Consider the following 16,670-nt stretch of genomic DNA (forward strand, 5'->3'; position numbering starts at 1 on the left):
TTTTTTCCATGGCAACCATCAGTAATTTTAATTACCTCATTAACCGAGAAGGATGGCATTTGTAAAAACTCCAAACATAAAATCATTTCTTGGGAAACAATGAATCAACTAGAAGCCAAACTAGATCTACTGCTGAAGTAATGGGTTAAGTAGTTGGTGTTGAAGAAGAGACTGGGGAAAAAATGTTTAAAAAAATCAAGTAACATGCTATGTGAACTTGTGTAAAATGTAGTAAACTTGTAAAGCCAAAAATACCTGGCGAATCCAAACAAATACGCTTTCAATGAAAAAAAGTCTACGTTACGGGGTAGCGGCCTATACGCTTACCGAAGTGCTGATTGTAATGGTTATTATAGGCATTTTAATTCTATTGGCACTTCCTAATTTAATGCCGTTAATTACCAAGGCCAAAACTACCGAAGCGAAGTTACAGTTAGAACATTTAGGGAAACTGGAGCAGAGCTATTTCTACGAGCATTCTAAATACAGTAATGATTTAGTTGAGTTGGGTTTTATTCAGGAGAAATTAACCACAGATGGCAAGGATGGAAAGGCCAATTATAAAGTAGAAATTACTACGGCTACCAATACTACCTTTACGGCTAAGGCAACTGCGGTTACCGATTTTGACGGAGATGGAACTTATAATGTTTGGCAGATTGATCAGGATAAAAACCTGAAGGAAATTGTAGCCGACTAATGTGGATTATCGGTTTTGTCGTGATGGTATTGCTTGGATTTACCGGATATCAGGATTTTAAATTCAGGGCGGTATACTGGTGGATTTTTCCACTGCTTTTAATGGGATTGAGCTGCCTGGCCATCCAAACTATCGGTTGGAACGCCGTTTTTCGTCACAGCTATCAAAACCTGGCTTTCCTGTTAATTCAGATGCTGTTTTTAACGGTGTATTTTTCGCTGAAAAACAAGGCGTTGCTGAATATTTTTGATGGATATTTAGGATTAGGTGATTTATTGTTCCTGCTGTGTATTTCAGTCTACTTCTCGTTTGGGAATTACATCGTTTTTTATATACTGAGCTTATTGGTGGTTATCTTGTTTAGCTTGGCAGCCAGGCAGGTTTTTAAGGTAACAGAACAGAAAATTCCTTTGGCGGGTTATCAGGCTATACTACTCTTCATCCTCTTGTTAGCGGATCAATTCAGTCCGGCTTTTAGCCTGGTATCTGATGAGTGGTTGATAAGTTATATAGGGGCTTAGGATGGAAATAAAGACTGAAATATTACATGTTGTTCCTAAAGATACTGCCTTGCACTATCGCATTATCCCTTTTGCTAAAAATGAGCAGGGCCTGGAATTGTATTGTGATGTGGATACGGATGATGAGCAGTTAAGCGACGAATTACAGGTGGTGCTGGGTTATGAGGTTAACCTGCATAAGAAAGATAATGCAGAAATTAGCAGATTGCTTTCTACCTATTACCTTGGAGATGCCCATGTTGATCAATCGGAAACAGTAGTATCTGAAATTTCTTCAGGGGGTGATTTTTTAAATACTTTGATTGAAGAAGCGAAGAAGTTAAAAAGTAGTGATATTCATATCGAAACTTTCGAGCAGAAATCCAGGGTACGGATTCGGATTGATGGTATGATGATTGAACGTTACCAGATCATTAAGGAAGATTATCCTTCATTGGTGAATAAGATCAAGATTATGGCCAACCTGGACATTGCCGAAAAGCGCCTGCCCCAAGACGGTAGGATTCAGTACCGATCGGCCAAGCAGAGCGCTTTCGATATCAGGGTTTCGGTTTTGCCTACCCTACATGGAGAAAAGATTGTGCTTCGTTTGTTAAATAACAACAGCACAGATATTGACCTGAATACTTTGGGGCTTTCTGAGGAGGATATGTTTAATTATATGCAGGGTGTTCAAAGACCCAATGGCATTATTCTCATCAGCGGACCAACAGGATCTGGAAAAACGACTACTTTATACGCAACCCTAAAGCTGTTAAATAAAAGTACACGGAACATTTTAACGATTGAGGATCCAATTGAATATACCTTAGAAGGGATAAACCAGGTACAACTGAAAGAGAGTATTGGTTTAGGCTTTGCCTCTGCCCTGCGTACTTTTTTACGTCAGGATCCGGATGTGATTATGGTGGGGGAGATCAGGGATCCAGAGACGGCTAACATGGCTATCAGGGCTGCTTTAACAGGTCACCTGGTGCTATCTACTATTCATACCAATTCTGCCTGGGGTACGGTATCCAGGTTAATGGATATGGGGATTCCGAGTTTTCTGGTTGCCAATACCTTGAATACTTCCGTTGCGCAACGATTGGTAAGGCTACTTTGCCCAGCTTGTAAGGAGGCTGTTTCCTTTAATTCAAATCAATATCCAAAACAATTTCGGGCACCTGTAGCGCTTAGTCAGCATTATATTGCTAAAGGATGTAGCCAGTGTTTTTACACTGGTTATAAAGGCCGAAAAGCTGTTTATGAAGTGATACCCATTGATGCAGATCTATCGCAAGAGATTAGAAATGGGAATATGACCATTGGAAATATACTAAAAGAAAAAAATATAAACACCCTTTCTGGGAATGCATTTGCTTTATTCGCAGATGGATTGACCTCCCTGGAAGAAATTTACCCTTTACTGTTAACCATTTAAATGAAGAACAAAATTATTCGCTCATCCCTCATCTGTTTATTAATCTGTTTCACTTTCATCATCAGTTTGAGGGCTCAAATGCCTGTTTCTACCCGGCTGGCTGCTATTGAGGAGCGATTGCGAAACCTCTCTGTTACCGTTCCCGGGCTAAATGAAAAGGTACAACTCTCGATGTCGGGCGCTTCTGCACAGGAGTTTTTAAGGGCATTGGCCCAGTCTAATAATCTGAATATCAATATTGATCCTCAGCTTAACTTTAAGGTTTACACGAACTTTAGAAATGAATCGGCATTGAACGTAATCTTGTTTATGGCCAAAGAGTATGATCTGGATGTGAACCTGATTGGCTCTATTATGTCGATTACCAAAGCGACTGTACCCAAAACGGCTATTCTGCCCAAAGATTTTAAGGTGAATTACAATTCTTCCAATGACTATCTGGGCTTCGAACTCAATAATGATACCTTGAGTATTGTAGCCAAGAAAATCAGTCAGCTTTCCCAGAAGAATGTTGTGGTACCGGTTAACCTGCTCAGTAAAAAGGTAAGTGCTTTTATAGCTGCTGCACCCTTTGAAACGGCCTTAGAGAAAATGGCTTATGCCAACGAAATGAAGTTGACGCATACCAATGATGGGGTATATCTTTTTCAGCCTTTAGGCGAAGGGGAAGAGCTGTATGTAAATGGCGATAATGCTACAGCGGTTAAGCGCAACAACAAACCTAGCGGCGCTGCCGGAGGACAGGGCGGAGGTGCAGGTAATTTTAACCTTTCGGGGAAGAGAGATGCCCAGGGCAAACGCAGCATTAGCATTGATGCCTTGAATACGCCAATTATTGATTTGGTTAAATCTGCTTCGGCAGAGGTAGGTGCCAATTATTTTATCTATTCGGATATTAAGGGGGCGGTGACCACACGGTTGAGCAATATTGATTACGATACTTTTCTTTCGGCCTTGCTACAGGGAACAGAATATACTTATAAGAAAGACAACGGGGTTTATTTGATAGGAGATAGGAGGTTAGAAGGTTTGCGTTCTAACCGCATTATAAAATTACAGCACCGTTCTTTAGACACCATTCAAATGATGATTCCGAATGAGTGGAAAAAGGGGGTGGAAGTTAAAGAATTCAGGGAGCAGAACACGATTTTGCTTTCGGGTTCGGCGCCGCAAATTGCTGAAATTGAAAACTTTATTAACCAGATTGACCGTGTAGTGCCCATGGTACTGATAGAGGTAACCCTGGTAGATGTACGTAAAGGCAAAAGTGTTAAAACGGGGATTACGGCCGGAGTTTCTGATAGTGTAAAAACAGGAGGGACTATATTGCCCGGTATCGATTATACCTTTGGTGCCAACTCTATTAATAATTTTCTTTCTAAACTCGGGCGGAACAATTCTGTTAACCTGGGGCGCGTTACGCCTAATTTTTATGTGAGGTTAAGTGCATTGGAAAATAACAATAACGTAGATATCCGTTCGGTACCCAAGCTGTCTACCCTAAACGGGCATTCTGCCAATTTGAGTATTGGTAGCTCCAGGTATTACAGCCAGCGTACGCAAAATGTGATCCCTTCTTTAAATGCTCAAACGGTAGTAACCGAACAGTTTACCGAGGTGAATGCCAACCTGGAGATCGACATTAAACCCATTGTTTCTGGTGATGATCAGGTAACCTTGAATATTAAAGTGAATATCTCTGATTTTATAGGTAATCCACCGCTAAATGCACCACCGCCAAAATCGACCAGCAAGTTTAGCTCCATGATTCGTGCCCATAATGAGGATATGATTGTACTGGGCGGATTGGAACGTACTGAAAGCAGTGAGTCGGGATCAGGCATACCTATATTATCGCGTATTCCGGTGCTGAAGTGGTTGTTTAGCAGTCGTGAAAAATCGAATAACAAAGTAGTTACCCTGGTTTTCATTAAGCCTACCATTCTCTATTAACATGCTTTTTGAAGAACTCCATACGGTACTTGGTGTAGAAATCAAATTCTTATCAGATGGTAAGTACAGCTGCCGCTATGCCCTTTTGCAAAAAAAGGGAAATGCCATAACCCTGGATAAGCATAAGGTAGTAGAAGGGAATTTAAAAACGATATTAGAAAGTCTGCCCAAAAATTATCCAGTAGCCTTAACAATTACGGGGAAGGGAATTGTGAATAAATCCTTAGCTGTACAAGAAAACCACACCGTTGAAGAAATTTTTGCTGCGGCTTTTCCGGCCATTGAAAAGAAGGATTTCTTTATTCAGGCCTTTAGGGAGGCAGGTTTTGCCTGGATAAGCTTGCTGCGGAAAACGCAGCTTGAGCCTTTACTGGAAACGCTGAAACAGGCGGGATTGAAAATACAGGTGGTAAGTTTAGGTGCTGCGGTGGTATTGCAGCTGGTAGACCAGCTGGAAATTGAGCAGCAGCTTTTGGCTTTTGACGGGCATTTTATTCAGTTCGGTCAGGATAAATCATTAGCAGGTTATCGTTACCAGGTGATAGAGGGTATCCAAAAAATTAAAATAGGGGGAAAGCAAATACCTGAAGCTATTTTAATTGCTTATGCAGCCGCTTTCCAGTTAATGCTGCATGATCGTTTAGCTTTAATACAGGCAGATGTTATGCAAATTACAGCTGATTTTCATGTGTTTGTTGAGCATGCTAAACTGAAGAAAAAGGCTGGGATAGTATTGTTCGCTTTGTTTGCCTCGCTCTTACTCAGTTTTATTTTGTTCTCTTACTATAATGGAGAAAATGCCAAATTAATGGAAAAGGTAGGGCATTTATCTTCCTCTGCAGATCAGTTAGCGCAACAGCAGGATAATATTGCTGGTAACCTGGCTTTATTGAAGCAACTGAACTGGAACGGTGGTTATAACTATGGATTCTTGCTTAATGAGATCGGGAAGACCCGTCCTCGTCAACTTTGGCTAACCGAGATTGCCATGAATGATTATAAAACTGATCAGGAAAAAAGCGAGCGAAAGCCTTCTATTAAAATTGCAGGTGAAACTGATAACCTTACTGCGGTTAATAACTGGATTTTTATTTTAAAGGAAAGGGAATGGGTAAAATCGGTTAAGCTGAGTAAATATCAGGAAGACCCTCAAACAGGGGTTTATATTTTTAACCTTTTAATCGAATACTAATGCTCAGGAAATTAGATTCAAAGCAGAAAAACTTACTTTTTTGGGCAGCAGTGCTGGTGCTGGTTTATGTGGCTTATATCTGCTCTTTTAAGCCCACGCTGCAAGCGATGTTGTTGCACCATCAACTGGAAAGCGATAACCGTGCAGAAAGCTTTTCGGAATCTTCGTTTGCACAAACGGCACATCAGAACCAGTTTTATCAGGAAGTGCTGAAAGGGTACCGGATAAAAGCTGCCGATTATGAAAACAGGATCTGGCAATCGCTTTCTGGCATGGCACTGAATAAGGGAGTTGATATTGGTTTTACACCTAATCTCCAAGCGACTGCTCCCGATACAACAGCACTAAACAAAGGTATTATTACCCAACAATTTAATTTTAAGGGCAGTTATTTTGGCTTAGTGAAATTATTAGACACCTTGGGCAGAACTACAGGGGTTGGTAAGGTAGCTGATTTAAAACTTTCTGCTAAAACGGCGCAACAACCTGATGCTAAAACGGGCAGGCTTTATTTGCAGGTAACCTTGAAGGGGAATTAATCGTTTAATCCGGTATTTCGTTATAATAATTTTGATATTAAATTATTACAAAGTAGATTTACAGCTACAATAATATGCCTGAATACTCTGATGCATTTATAATTGTTAAACCATTATCTATGAAAAATTACGCACTCTCAAAAATTAGTTTCTTCCTTGTGCTTTTATGGCCTTGTTGCCCTTGTAGGAATCTTACATAGGCTTTTTACCCTTATATCATCCCAAATTTATTGTCATTGATCAGGAGCTTTTTTTAAAGAACTCTTGTTTAATCGCGTATTTTTTTAATCCTAGACTTTGGCGTGGGGAATATTTTTATTTAAACATATAGCATGAAATTAAAATCTTTATTAGCGCTCCTTATCCTGGGGATAACCCAGCAGGTTAATGCGCAAAATACTTTCCCTGGTGATGGGAATGTAGGTGTGGGAACGGGTAATCCGGCGTATAAATTCCAAATAGCTGCAGGGCATGGTAATACTCACATGAACCTACATTTTGCTAATGCCAATCTTGTTCAGGATGCCCACCTTAGCCTATGGGCAAGCGAACCGGGCTGGACCTGGACAGGCGCTGGTATTGGTAACAATGTTTTTAACAGTGCTACAGCCCCTGGTATAGTTCGGATTAACGATTTGCGTGGAGCATCTTACATCCGGCTTTTGGATCAGGAAATTAGGTTGAATGTAATTAAAGCAGATGGTACTGATTTATCTGCATTGGCTGTAGATGCTCAAGGCAATATTGGTATGGGTACTTTAACACCTAAAGAAAAACTTTCTGTAAATGGTAACATCCGCGCCAAAGAAGTAAAAGTAGAGGCCGGCAACTGGCCCGATTTTGTTTTTGAAGCCAATTATAAGATTACTTCACTAGCTGAATTAGAAAAATACATTAAAGCCCACAAGCACTTACCTGATATGCCTAGCGCAAAGGAAGTAAGCGAACAAGGAATTGAGTTGGGAGAACTGAATAAAAAGCTTTTGCAGAAAATGGAGGAGTTAACTTTACATCTGATTGAAAAGGAAAAACAGATTGATGCGCTTCAAAATCTGGTAGAAAAGCAAAGGGGAAATATTAAATAGTATACAGAAGAAAATAAAATGAAACAAACTTTTACGAAACAACGGTTAAACCAACCAAATTGGCCAAAACTGATAATTGAGCCATAATGCAATATATAATACAGTTCTCCTACAAGATTTTACAACAATTAATATGAATTTAAAATACGCTTTTCTCAATGCAAGGTTCTTATGTGTATTGATGTTTTACCTGATTCTCGCTAATAACGGTTTTGGACAAAAGGATAATTTGAACATTATTCCTTTGAGCCCCAATGCAGCGGAAATGACTCGTTACGGAGAAATTCCGGTTAGTAATTTTACCGGGATCCCTAATATTGGAATTCCCATTTACACCATTACTTCTGGCGAATTATCTTTACCTATTTCTTTAAGTTATCATGCCGGTGGTAATAAAGTAGAGTCTATTGCCTCTTGGACCGGGCTATCCTGGTCATTAGGTTCACTGCCTTCCATATCCCGAGCGGTAAATGGTATGCCTGATGATGGAGCCAATGGCTTTTTTTCCAAGTTTCAAGGTAAAAGTATCCGGCAATACATGGAAAACTATACTGGTGGTTATGATCCGGCAGTAGATCAATTTATGGATTATGTAAAAACAGAGCATATTGATACCGAACCAGACGCGTTTAATTTTAGTATCAATGGTAAAAGTGGAAAATTCTACTATAACCAGGATGTAAATAAATTCGTTTGCAGCCCATATTCAAATATTAAAATAGCTTATGTTGGTCAATCATTTACCATTACCGACGATGATGGTACACAATATTTCTTTGAAGACAGAGAAACATCAGCTGTAAGTGGATTATCGTCCGGCCCTCCGGTAGCTACTTCCTGGGTAATTACAAGGATTGTAAGTGCAACGCAAAAAAACACCATATTCTTTGATTATGTAGTAGAAAATCAAATGACTCAATCGCTTACAGCGGCTATTAAATATCTCTTTACCGAAAATAGTTACTGCAATATTTTACCAACTAATGTAAGCGGAGGGCAACTTACGTCCATTGTGGCGAAAACGCTTAGCTCCATCAGGTTTCAGGGCGGTCACTTAGACTTTATAAAAAAAGATACACAACGCGAGGATTTGTATGGCGGATATGCCTTAGATAAAATTAAACTGTTTAATGCGAGTGAAAACCTGATCAGGCAATTCGGTTTTAATTATAAATACTTAACTGGCGCAGGAGGTATTGGTTGTTTGGTCAACGACAATTATCGAAGTAATAAATGGATGTTTTTGACTGATTTTAGTGAAATGGCTGTAGACAACTCCATTGGCCAAAAATACACTTTTACTTATAATGAACTTAATATTCCGCCTTGCCGTAACAGCCCGGCGCAAGATTTTTGGGGATATTATAATGGTAAGCTTTCGAATATGGACTTGGTGCCCACAGTTAATGTCCCAAATACAAATCTGGTTATTGCCGGGGCTGATCGTTATGTTGATCCAGGCTATACCCAGTTTGGGATTTTAAAGCAAATTAATTATCCCACAGGAGGATATACTGTTTTCGAATATGAAAATAATGATTCATACAATCCGAATTCGCCAAAAAGTTATGTAACCGAAGCCCCTTTTATAGCACACGGCGAACCTGTTTTAGATGGTGAAGAACTTCCGGTATTTAAAGAATATGAAACTGCTTTTGTAATCAATAATCCACCAGATAGGCATCTTAATAACGAAAATCCGAATGGAGGAGCTTTTGTTTCGGGCGAACTCCAACATCTTGGTGTATCCTTTGGATCATCTGGTGCCAGTATAATTATCAGACGTACCAATCCCGCTGCGCCCATTGTTCAGTTGGTGCCCTCAGGCAATTTTCAAAATTATTATTTACCCAATGGTACATATAGTTTAAAGGCCTCATTTAATCAAAACCCGCCTAATTACCAGAACTTTTGGGTTATGCTTAGATATGATAAGATTGATAGTACAAAAATCAATTCCTATCTGGGTGGTTTGAGGGTTAAAAAAGTTCAGAGTTATGCTGGGGGGGCTGCTTTACCCCTAGTAAACAAATACGCATATGTAAATGATTACGGTGAGGATAAATCTTCAGGAGTGAGTTTCCTGAGGCCTTTATTTAATTATGGCTACCAACATGTTTATGGTCCTGGTAACTGTTTAAGTATGTTATTTACCGTAAAGTCATATAGTAACCAAAGCCAGGTGAGCAGTTCGGGCTCCTATGCCGGTTATAGAAAAGTATTTGTTGAAAGTAACGCGGCAAACCAAACCGGGCTAACTGCTTATGCGTACAGTACACAACAAGATGAACTTTACAATCAAAACTGGCCCTTCCCGCCACCACAAAGCATGGAAGCTTTTAGGGGTCAGTTGTTGGAGAATTCGCAATACAAGTGGGTTGATAATGGTTTCAGCATTGTAAGAAGATCGAGAATGGATTACGAGAATTCGCTTTTGGATGCACCGCGTAATTTTGCAATGAAGGTGAGTACGGAGTTCTTAGGTTTGGGCGGCGAAGACAATAGCAGGCCAAAAGGTGTTACTTATGAGTTTGCACTCGAATGGTCGGCTTTGTCTAAACAAACCGATCGTGTATACAACCCGGCAGATACCACGAAATATGTAGAAACGATAACAGATTTTACCTATGATGAACCATATAAACAACTGGTAAAAAAAATGGTTACCGGCAGCAATGCTAAAACTACTGTTCTTAATAACTACTATCCATATAACCTTAGTTTAATCGGAACTGCAGAGGATGCCCGTCAATGGTTGGTTACGAACAATAGTTTATCTACCGTTCTTAAGCAAGAAACATTAGTTGATAATCAGTTAACGGATGCTTCTATTACCAACTATAAAAAAATAGATGGATCAAACCTAGTTGAAGCGCATGAGACCATTACCTTTTTAAATACAACCGATAGTAAGAAAAGCATTTTTAAAGATTATGAAACGACCTATGGTAATTTAGTAGAGTTTTATCAAAAAAATGGGCCTAAAACGAGCTACCTGTGGGGATATAAAGGTAAATACCCTGTTATCGAAGTAAAGAATGCATCTTATACAACGGTAACCGGCACCTTGTCTGGTACAGATCTAAGCAGTTTAGACGCAATTAACCCAACTAAAACTACTGTAGATGCTGTGGTTGCTAAATTGAAAACAGCCTTACCTTATGCACAAATTAGTAGCTACGTATATAAACCACTTATCGGAGTTGAATCTACTACCGATGTTAAAGGGCTAAGTACCTATTATGAATACGATAACTTTCAAAGATTATTTCGCATAAGAGATCGCGAAAATAATATTGTGAAACAGTATAACTATAATTATAGCCCTGACTTATCTGTACCAACACCAACAACTTATTATAGTATTGCAAAATCGGGGCTTTTTATGAAAAATAGTTGTGGCGCAGGCTATAATGGTTCTGCGGTAACTTATCAGATACAGGCCGGGAAATATGCCTCCACGATTTCGCAGGCAGATGCCGACCAAAAGGCACAGGATGATCTCGAAGCCAATGGACAGAATTACGCAAATCAAAACGGAACGTGTATCAGCAATATGCCAACCATTTATGCCAGATTGGAATTTGAGAATATAACCAATGTTGTTTATGGTAATATTCAAAACTTTATGGGTGATTTGTTTATCAGATTCTATAGCGATGCTAACTGCAGTGTACCCTATACACTAACCAGCAATATGGATGTGAAAGTAAATGATCATTTAATATTTGATATTGATGAGTATGATTATGAAAGTACTTACACAGCTTTATCAGGTAATGCCCAGCTGGCATTGGGTAATATGTATTTAAGAGATAAAATTCTGTACTATGATCCCAACGGAGAAAGCACTAATATTTGGCATTTGTTTTCGCTGCTTAACTTCAACGGAAGCAACTATGTGATTAAACCAACCATCGGAGATAATTATCTAAACTAATAACGCCTCATGAAGAAACTGAAATATCTATTGACCGGAGCGGCCATGTTGCTGTTTTTTGGTCGTTCTGATGCACAAAAAAGTGTGTCTGTCTATAATGGGGAGAGCGAGATCAGTGATCCTATGAGCGTAACCCTTACCGATGGTTTCCATGCTACAGGGAATGTACGCATTTTCATCAGTGGAGTAAGCTATATTCAGTGCCGCGATTTTCTTTCTGCACCGAGTGCTAACCAAAATTATATCAGCACCAAAGTATTTAAAAGGCCAGGGATAACCGAGCTTAATATGAACCAGGCGCTGAGTACCTGTGAGGTGAACCAAACAATCCAATACTTTGATGGCCTTGGTCGCCCCCTGCAAACTGTACAGGTGCAGGCAAGTCCGGGTTTTAAGGATATTGTGCAGCCTGTGGCCTATGATGCCTTTGGACGTGAAGCGGTTAAATACCTGCCTTATGCCGAGAATGAGAGTGCCAACGGGAGTTACCAGGCAACTGCGCTGGTGAAACAGGCCGATTTCTACCGCCCCGTTGCAGGCTGGGATGCGGCGGTTAACAAGACCGAAAAGCCTTTCAGTGTAACGGTATTTGAGCCTAGCCCATTGAACCGGGTGCAGAAACAGGGTTTCCCTGGCTTAGACTGGCAACCTGCATTAACGGGCGATGACCACACGGTAAAAACGGTTTACGGGACCAATGTGGCCAATGAAGTAAAACTCTGGACAGTGAGCGGCAACACCGCATCGGCTACAACTTATCCTGCAGGCAAGCTTTATAAAACGATATTAAAAGATGAGAACTGGAAAGAAGTAGATGGGAAGGCGGGTACCACCGAAGAGTTTAAAGATTTTGAAGGCCGGGTGGTACTGAAAAGGGTTTGGGAAACCAATGCCAAAAGCCTGAGCACTTACTATGTTTACGACGATTTAGGAAATTTGCGTTATGTGCTTCCACCGGCAGTGAACGAAAACAGTGACCGCGCTACAGAAATCAATAGTTTTGATGAGAGCCTGCCGGTATTTAATGATTTTATTTATGGCTACCATTATGATGGCCGCAGACGAATAACCGAGAAAAAGATTCCTGGCAAAGGCTGGGAATATCTGGTTTACAATAAACTCGATCAGGTTACCCACACTCAAGATGCCGTTCAACGGGAAAAGCAGCAGTGGAGCTGGACGAAGTATGATGCTTTTGGCCGGGTTGTGCTTACGGGAATAGAGAACAACCAGGGTATCGATCGTACAGGCATGCAGAACTTTAACGATGGGGTTGTACCGCAATGGGAAGAGCGCAGTGAGGCTACAGCAGAAGGTTATTCGCGAAACACCCATCCTTCGGCAGGAGAAGATAACCCCAATATTATTTTCCATACCATTAATTATTATGATGATTATGCCTTTCCTGGGATTGGCACAGACCAACCGGTTAGCGGGCAGGCAGATGGACAACGGGTAAAGGGGCTGCTTACGGGCAGTAAGGTTAGAAATCTGGGTAACGGAACGATGCAGCTCACGATTAACTACTATGATCTGGAAGGCCGTGTGGTACAAACCAAAAGTGAAAACCACCGGGGTGGAAAGGATATTGTGGATAATACCTATAGCTTTATTGGGGAGCTTACAGCGAGTACGCGCAGCCACACCGGGGCAGGGAACGGAACGCCAACTACCATTGCCAATCGATACGAGTATGACCATATGGGCAGGAAGATTGCCACATTTGAAAACATCAACAGTCAGGGTGAGGTTGCATTGAGCCATTTGGAGTACAACGAGATCGGGCAGTTAAGAAGTAAGCATTTGCATAACGATACGCAGCACACGGCATTTGCTTATAATGAGCGTGGCTGGATGACGAATAGTATTAGTGACCAGTTCAGTATGAAATTGGGCTATCAAAATGGTGTTGAAGGCTTTAACGGTAACATTACTGCCCAAAACTGGGATTGGGCAAACAGCCTGAACCCAACGGCTAATATATTTAATTATAGTTATGATAAGCTGAACCGTTTGAGCACTTCTGGTAAAACCACTGGGGCGATGACAGAGAACCTGAATTACGATGTGATGGGGAATATCTGGCAGTTGAAACGTGACGGATCGGCTCTAAATCAATATCATTATTTGGGTAACCGCTTAAGCTCGGTAGATAATATTGCTAACACTTACCAGTACGATGCCAATGGCAATGCCACCACAGATGGGCGCAATGGTATGGTGTTAATTTATAATTATCTTAATCTTCCGGCTACAGCCAATGGAAATGGTACAAGTGTGGCTTATACATACGATGCCACAGGGCAGAAGCTGAATAAGAGCGCTCTTCGCAATGGGCTTACTACCAGCCATGATTATATTTCGGGAATTGAATATAAAAACAATGTAATCGACCTTATCCATACCGAAGAAGGTGTAGCGCAAAGTAATGGAGATAATAGTTACACCTACCACTATAATCTGAACGATCATTTGGGGAATGTTAGATATACCTTTGACATCTATGAAGGGGTTGCGAGGCGTTTACAGGCAGATGATTACTACGCTTTTGGAAAAAGATTATCTATAGCTCCAGTTTCAGAAAATAATAAATATCTTTACAATGGTAAGGAAGTTCAGGATGAGTTAGGGGAACAGTATGATTACGGCGCGAGGTTCTATGATCCGGTGATTGGGCGTTTTAATGTGATAGATAGGTTTGCGGAGAAGTATTATCATTTATCTTCATATAGCTATGCAGCTAATAATCCAATTAATTTAATTGACATTAACGGAGATTCTCTTTGGGTATCTTATGCTGGTAATAAAATTCTTTACAACAATGGGGGCTTTTATAATAAGGATGGTTCAGCTTATACTGGCAAAGGTGTGAAGACGGACAAGAATGGTAATGTGACCGGCTATAAGGGATTTTTAGGGAAAGCGCATACTGCTTTAGGAGCAATTGGAGGCACTCAGGAAGGAGGTTCCCTCTTAAATGAGTTACAGTCATCTACTAATAGCTTCACAATTCAAAACAGCTCTACTAATGAGTTTGTTGTAGATCCGAGTCAGCGTGTTGCAGGATATGCTAATCAATTACAAACAGATCCACAATATGCCGGCCAGTTAGCAAATACAGCTGCTTCTGCAATGTTAGGAGGTGCAGGTGGTACAATCAATTGGAACCCGAGCGGAGCAAATGTATGGGTACTTGGAGGGGGGCAAAATAATAATGCTGCATCTAATTTAGGGCATGAGTTATTTCATGGAAGAGACTCTAATCGAGGCTTGTTAGATTCTAGAACTAATCAAGGTCTGAAATACGATGAATGGCAAGCAACATTTAAAGAAAATCAATTAAGGTCACAAATGGGGCTGCCGCTAAGGGAGTTTTATAAATCGCAAAGCAATAATGGCGTTTTAAGCCCATTAGCCCCAAGAATGTTAAATGGAAGTAATCAACCGGTGCGACCTACTTGGGTTCCTGGAAATTGGTAATTAATAGTTATGAAAAAATATTTTAGTGGTGTAATATTCTGTTTGTTTCTTACCTCTTGTTTGGCACAGAATCGGCCCAATAATTCCAGCCTTTTGGTAAACCAAATTTATGAGAGTCAGTTGGCTTATTATAATGCTAATATTGCCGACAAAGACAATTATTTAAGCATTATCAATTTTGCTAAAACAGAACGATCTACCCTCTTTAAGAGGATTGGAAGTGTAGTTCAATCAGATAGTTTCATTATTCTAGAGGGGTTCAGTCCAGGATGGGGGAACTTTGTTGGATTAGTCTGGAACAGGGAACTTGCCTACTCATATAAGAAATTATCGACTGATAAAAAACTGCAGATTACCAAGACGAATCTCAGTGGTAATAATGTAAAGCATAATACGAGTATAGATCCATTTATTATTAAGAAAATATCTGAATGGGATGTAAACTATATTCGAAATATCAAGAATAAAATAGGAATGGGGGTTTCTGATGGTCATTACTTTATCGCAACTAAGGTTACAAAAGGCAAAACTGACCACGATTATATAATAGAGAACATTGCTTTTGAGCAGTTTGCGGAATAAATTTATTCAGTCTATGACAAAGCCCATCAGAAATGTTGGGCTTTGTTGTTTAAGATGCGTAAGCCTTTTGTGCTTTGGTGTCCCTGAGGACGGTATCAATAAAGAAGAACAGCTTTTCCTTGATGGCTGGGCTTAAGCTTTCTATTTCCTGCATTCGCTCTACGGTCTTTTTATCGAACGAGGCGTTCACGCCTTCACCGGCCAGGTAATCCAGGGATACCTGAAAAGCCTGTGCGATCTTCATGGCTGCCTCAATGGATGGCACGGCCTCATCCCGCTCATACTTGCCGATCATCACCCTTGAAATGCCGCTTTTAGTGGCCAGGTCACTTTGTGACCAGTCCTTCTGACTTCTTAACTCTGCTATGATCTTACCTGTATTCATCTCTTAAAAGATACTTTTATGCTTGATTGCAACCGTGTATAACAAAAATAAGTAAATAAAAGGGATAAAAAAATCTGATAGGTTGTTGTGAAATGCAAATGATAAGATATATTTGTATCTGATAGTTATCTAAAACTTTTTTTCAATATGTCAAAACTGGTGACTGACAACCCTGAATTACTGCTCTACCTGGAAGGCAAGTTGCACATTACCGTCCTGGGCGGGATCAAACTGACCGGACTTGACCGGTTGAAAGTAACACTGAAACTGATCCGGACGGACGATAAAAGCAATGCCTTCCGCCATAACCTTGACCTGTATAACAGTATGCAGACTGAGCAGCTAATAGAAAAGGCATCCGAGGCACTGGATATCAGCAGCAGTGAAACCAGCGCAGTGGTTAACAACCTGATCACTGCTTTGGAAAACTACCGGTCGGAACGCCTGGAATCCATGAAGCCGAAACAACCGGAGAAAAGAACGTTAAGCGAGGCCGAGCGCAAAGCTGCCATCACTTTTCTGAAATCCCCGAACCTGTTAGGGCGCACCAAACAGGTCATTGCCGATAGCGGGCTGATCGGGGAAGAAAACAATAGCCTGATCGCTTACCTGACCTATACGAGCCGTAAACGGCATACGCCTTTGCACCTGATGTGCCTGGGTGCCTCCGGCACCGGCAAGACCTGGCTTCAGGAGAAAGTATCAGAACTGATGCCCGAGGAGGATAAACTGGAAATTACTTCACTGTCCAGCAATGCTTTTTATTACTTCGGCAGGGAAGAATTGAAACACAAGTTGTTATTGATCGAAGATCTGGACGGGGCGGAAAGCGTATTGTATCCCTTACGGGAGCTGCAAAGCAAGCGTAAG

Annotated in this window: 12 protein-coding genes; 11 read left to right on the forward strand and 1 reads right to left on the reverse strand. The window is 40.6% G+C overall.

What is annotated here, in order from left to right; translation table 11 throughout:
* Window positions 1-283: 283 nt before the first annotated feature.
* The 10 genes from BMX11_RS21440 to BMX11_RS21485 all read left to right on the forward strand — a co-directional run bounded on the left by BMX11_RS21440 (window position 284) and on the right by BMX11_RS21485 (window position 15,415).
* On the forward strand, window positions 284-700 hold the full coding sequence (locus BMX11_RS21440) for a type IV pilin protein (protein WP_090888692.1): 417 nt from the start codon (window positions 284-286) through the stop codon (window positions 698-700).
* On the forward strand, window positions 700-1,221 hold the full coding sequence (locus BMX11_RS21445) for a hypothetical protein (RefSeq protein ID WP_090888695.1): 522 nt from the start codon (window positions 700-702) through the stop codon (window positions 1,219-1,221). Before BMX11_RS21440 ends, BMX11_RS21445 begins: the two co-directional genes overlap by 1 nt.
* A gap of 1 nt (window position 1,222) precedes the next feature.
* On the forward strand, window positions 1,223-2,644 hold the full coding sequence (locus tag BMX11_RS21450) for a GspE/PulE family protein (RefSeq protein WP_090888698.1): 1,422 nt from the start codon (window positions 1,223-1,225) through the stop codon (window positions 2,642-2,644).
* Entirely contained in the window at window positions 2,645-4,597 is a 1,953-nt protein-coding gene (locus BMX11_RS21455) for a type II secretion system protein GspD (protein WP_245738735.1), read from the forward strand.
* Between the two features lies 1 nt (window position 4,598).
* Window positions 4,599-5,789 carry a hypothetical protein gene (locus tag BMX11_RS21460; protein WP_090888700.1) on the forward strand — a complete coding sequence of 397 codons (1,191 nt, stop codon included), beginning with the start codon at window positions 4,599-4,601 and terminating at the stop codon, window positions 5,787-5,789.
* The gene (locus BMX11_RS21465) at window positions 5,789-6,328 is read left to right on the forward strand and encodes a hypothetical protein (RefSeq protein ID WP_090888703.1); all 540 of its coding nucleotides are present in this window, start codon (window positions 5,789-5,791) and stop codon (window positions 6,326-6,328) included. The genes BMX11_RS21460 and BMX11_RS21465 overlap by 1 nt, the downstream gene beginning before the upstream one ends.
* Before the next feature lie 332 nt (window positions 6,329-6,660).
* On the forward strand, window positions 6,661-7,413 hold the full coding sequence (locus BMX11_RS21470) for a hypothetical protein (RefSeq protein WP_090888706.1): 753 nt from the start codon (window positions 6,661-6,663) through the stop codon (window positions 7,411-7,413).
* A gap of 133 nt (window positions 7,414-7,546) precedes the next feature.
* Window positions 7,547-11,353 (forward strand): DUF5977 domain-containing protein, encoded by a 3,807-nt coding sequence (locus BMX11_RS21475; protein ID WP_090888708.1) that lies wholly within the window; start codon window positions 7,547-7,549, stop codon window positions 11,351-11,353.
* Window positions 11,354-11,362: 9 nt separating this feature from the next.
* Complete coding sequence (locus BMX11_RS21480; RefSeq protein ID WP_090888711.1) at window positions 11,363-14,833, forward strand: DUF6443 domain-containing protein; 3,471 nt, start codon at window positions 11,363-11,365, stop codon at window positions 14,831-14,833.
* Window positions 14,834-14,842: 9 nt separating this feature from the next.
* Complete coding sequence (locus BMX11_RS21485) at window positions 14,843-15,415, forward strand: hypothetical protein (protein ID WP_090888714.1); 573 nt, start codon at window positions 14,843-14,845, stop codon at window positions 15,413-15,415.
* 49 nt (window positions 15,416-15,464) lie between these two features.
* Here the strand turns inward: BMX11_RS21485 and BMX11_RS21490 are convergent, their stop codons facing one another.
* Complete coding sequence (locus tag BMX11_RS21490; RefSeq protein WP_090888716.1) at window positions 15,465-15,800, reverse strand: helix-turn-helix domain-containing protein; 336 nt, start codon at window positions 15,798-15,800, stop codon at window positions 15,465-15,467.
* Between the two features lie 147 nt (window positions 15,801-15,947).
* On the opposite strand from BMX11_RS21490, the gene BMX11_RS21495 reads away from it, so the two are divergent.
* Window positions 15,948-16,670: hypothetical protein (locus BMX11_RS21495; protein ID WP_217643898.1), on the forward strand; the 723-nt coding region annotated here is incomplete at its 3' end.

Source organism: Pedobacter rhizosphaerae (genome assembly GCF_900111155.1).
In the GTDB taxonomy this organism is placed as follows: Bacteria; Bacteroidota; Bacteroidia; order Sphingobacteriales; family Sphingobacteriaceae; genus Pedobacter; species Pedobacter rhizosphaerae.

Bases quoted from the DNA above. Each gene is read 5' to 3' on its own strand.
- BMX11_RS21440 (WP_090888692.1), top strand. From the start codon at position 284: ATGAAAAAAAGTCTACGTTACGGGGTAGCGGCCTATACGCTTACCGAA.
- BMX11_RS21445 (WP_090888695.1), top strand. From the start codon at position 700: ATGTGGATTATCGGTTTTGTCGTGATGGTATTGCTTGGATTTACCGGA.
- BMX11_RS21450 (WP_090888698.1), top strand. From the start codon at position 1,223: ATGGAAATAAAGACTGAAATATTACATGTTGTTCCTAAAGATACTGCC.
- BMX11_RS21455 (WP_245738735.1), top strand. From the start codon at position 2,645: ATGAAGAACAAAATTATTCGCTCATCCCTCATCTGTTTATTAATCTGT.
- BMX11_RS21460 (WP_090888700.1), top strand. From the start codon at position 4,599: ATGCTTTTTGAAGAACTCCATACGGTACTTGGTGTAGAAATCAAATTC.
- BMX11_RS21465 (WP_090888703.1), top strand. From the start codon at position 5,789: ATGCTCAGGAAATTAGATTCAAAGCAGAAAAACTTACTTTTTTGGGCA.
- BMX11_RS21470 (WP_090888706.1), top strand. From the start codon at position 6,661: ATGAAATTAAAATCTTTATTAGCGCTCCTTATCCTGGGGATAACCCAG.
- BMX11_RS21475 (WP_090888708.1), top strand. From the start codon at position 7,547: ATGAATTTAAAATACGCTTTTCTCAATGCAAGGTTCTTATGTGTATTG.
- BMX11_RS21480 (WP_090888711.1), top strand. From the start codon at position 11,363: ATGAAGAAACTGAAATATCTATTGACCGGAGCGGCCATGTTGCTGTTT.
- BMX11_RS21485 (WP_090888714.1), top strand. From the start codon at position 14,843: ATGAAAAAATATTTTAGTGGTGTAATATTCTGTTTGTTTCTTACCTCT.
- BMX11_RS21490 (WP_090888716.1), bottom strand. From the start codon at position 15,800: ATGAATACAGGTAAGATCATAGCAGAGTTAAGAAGTCAGAAGGACTGG.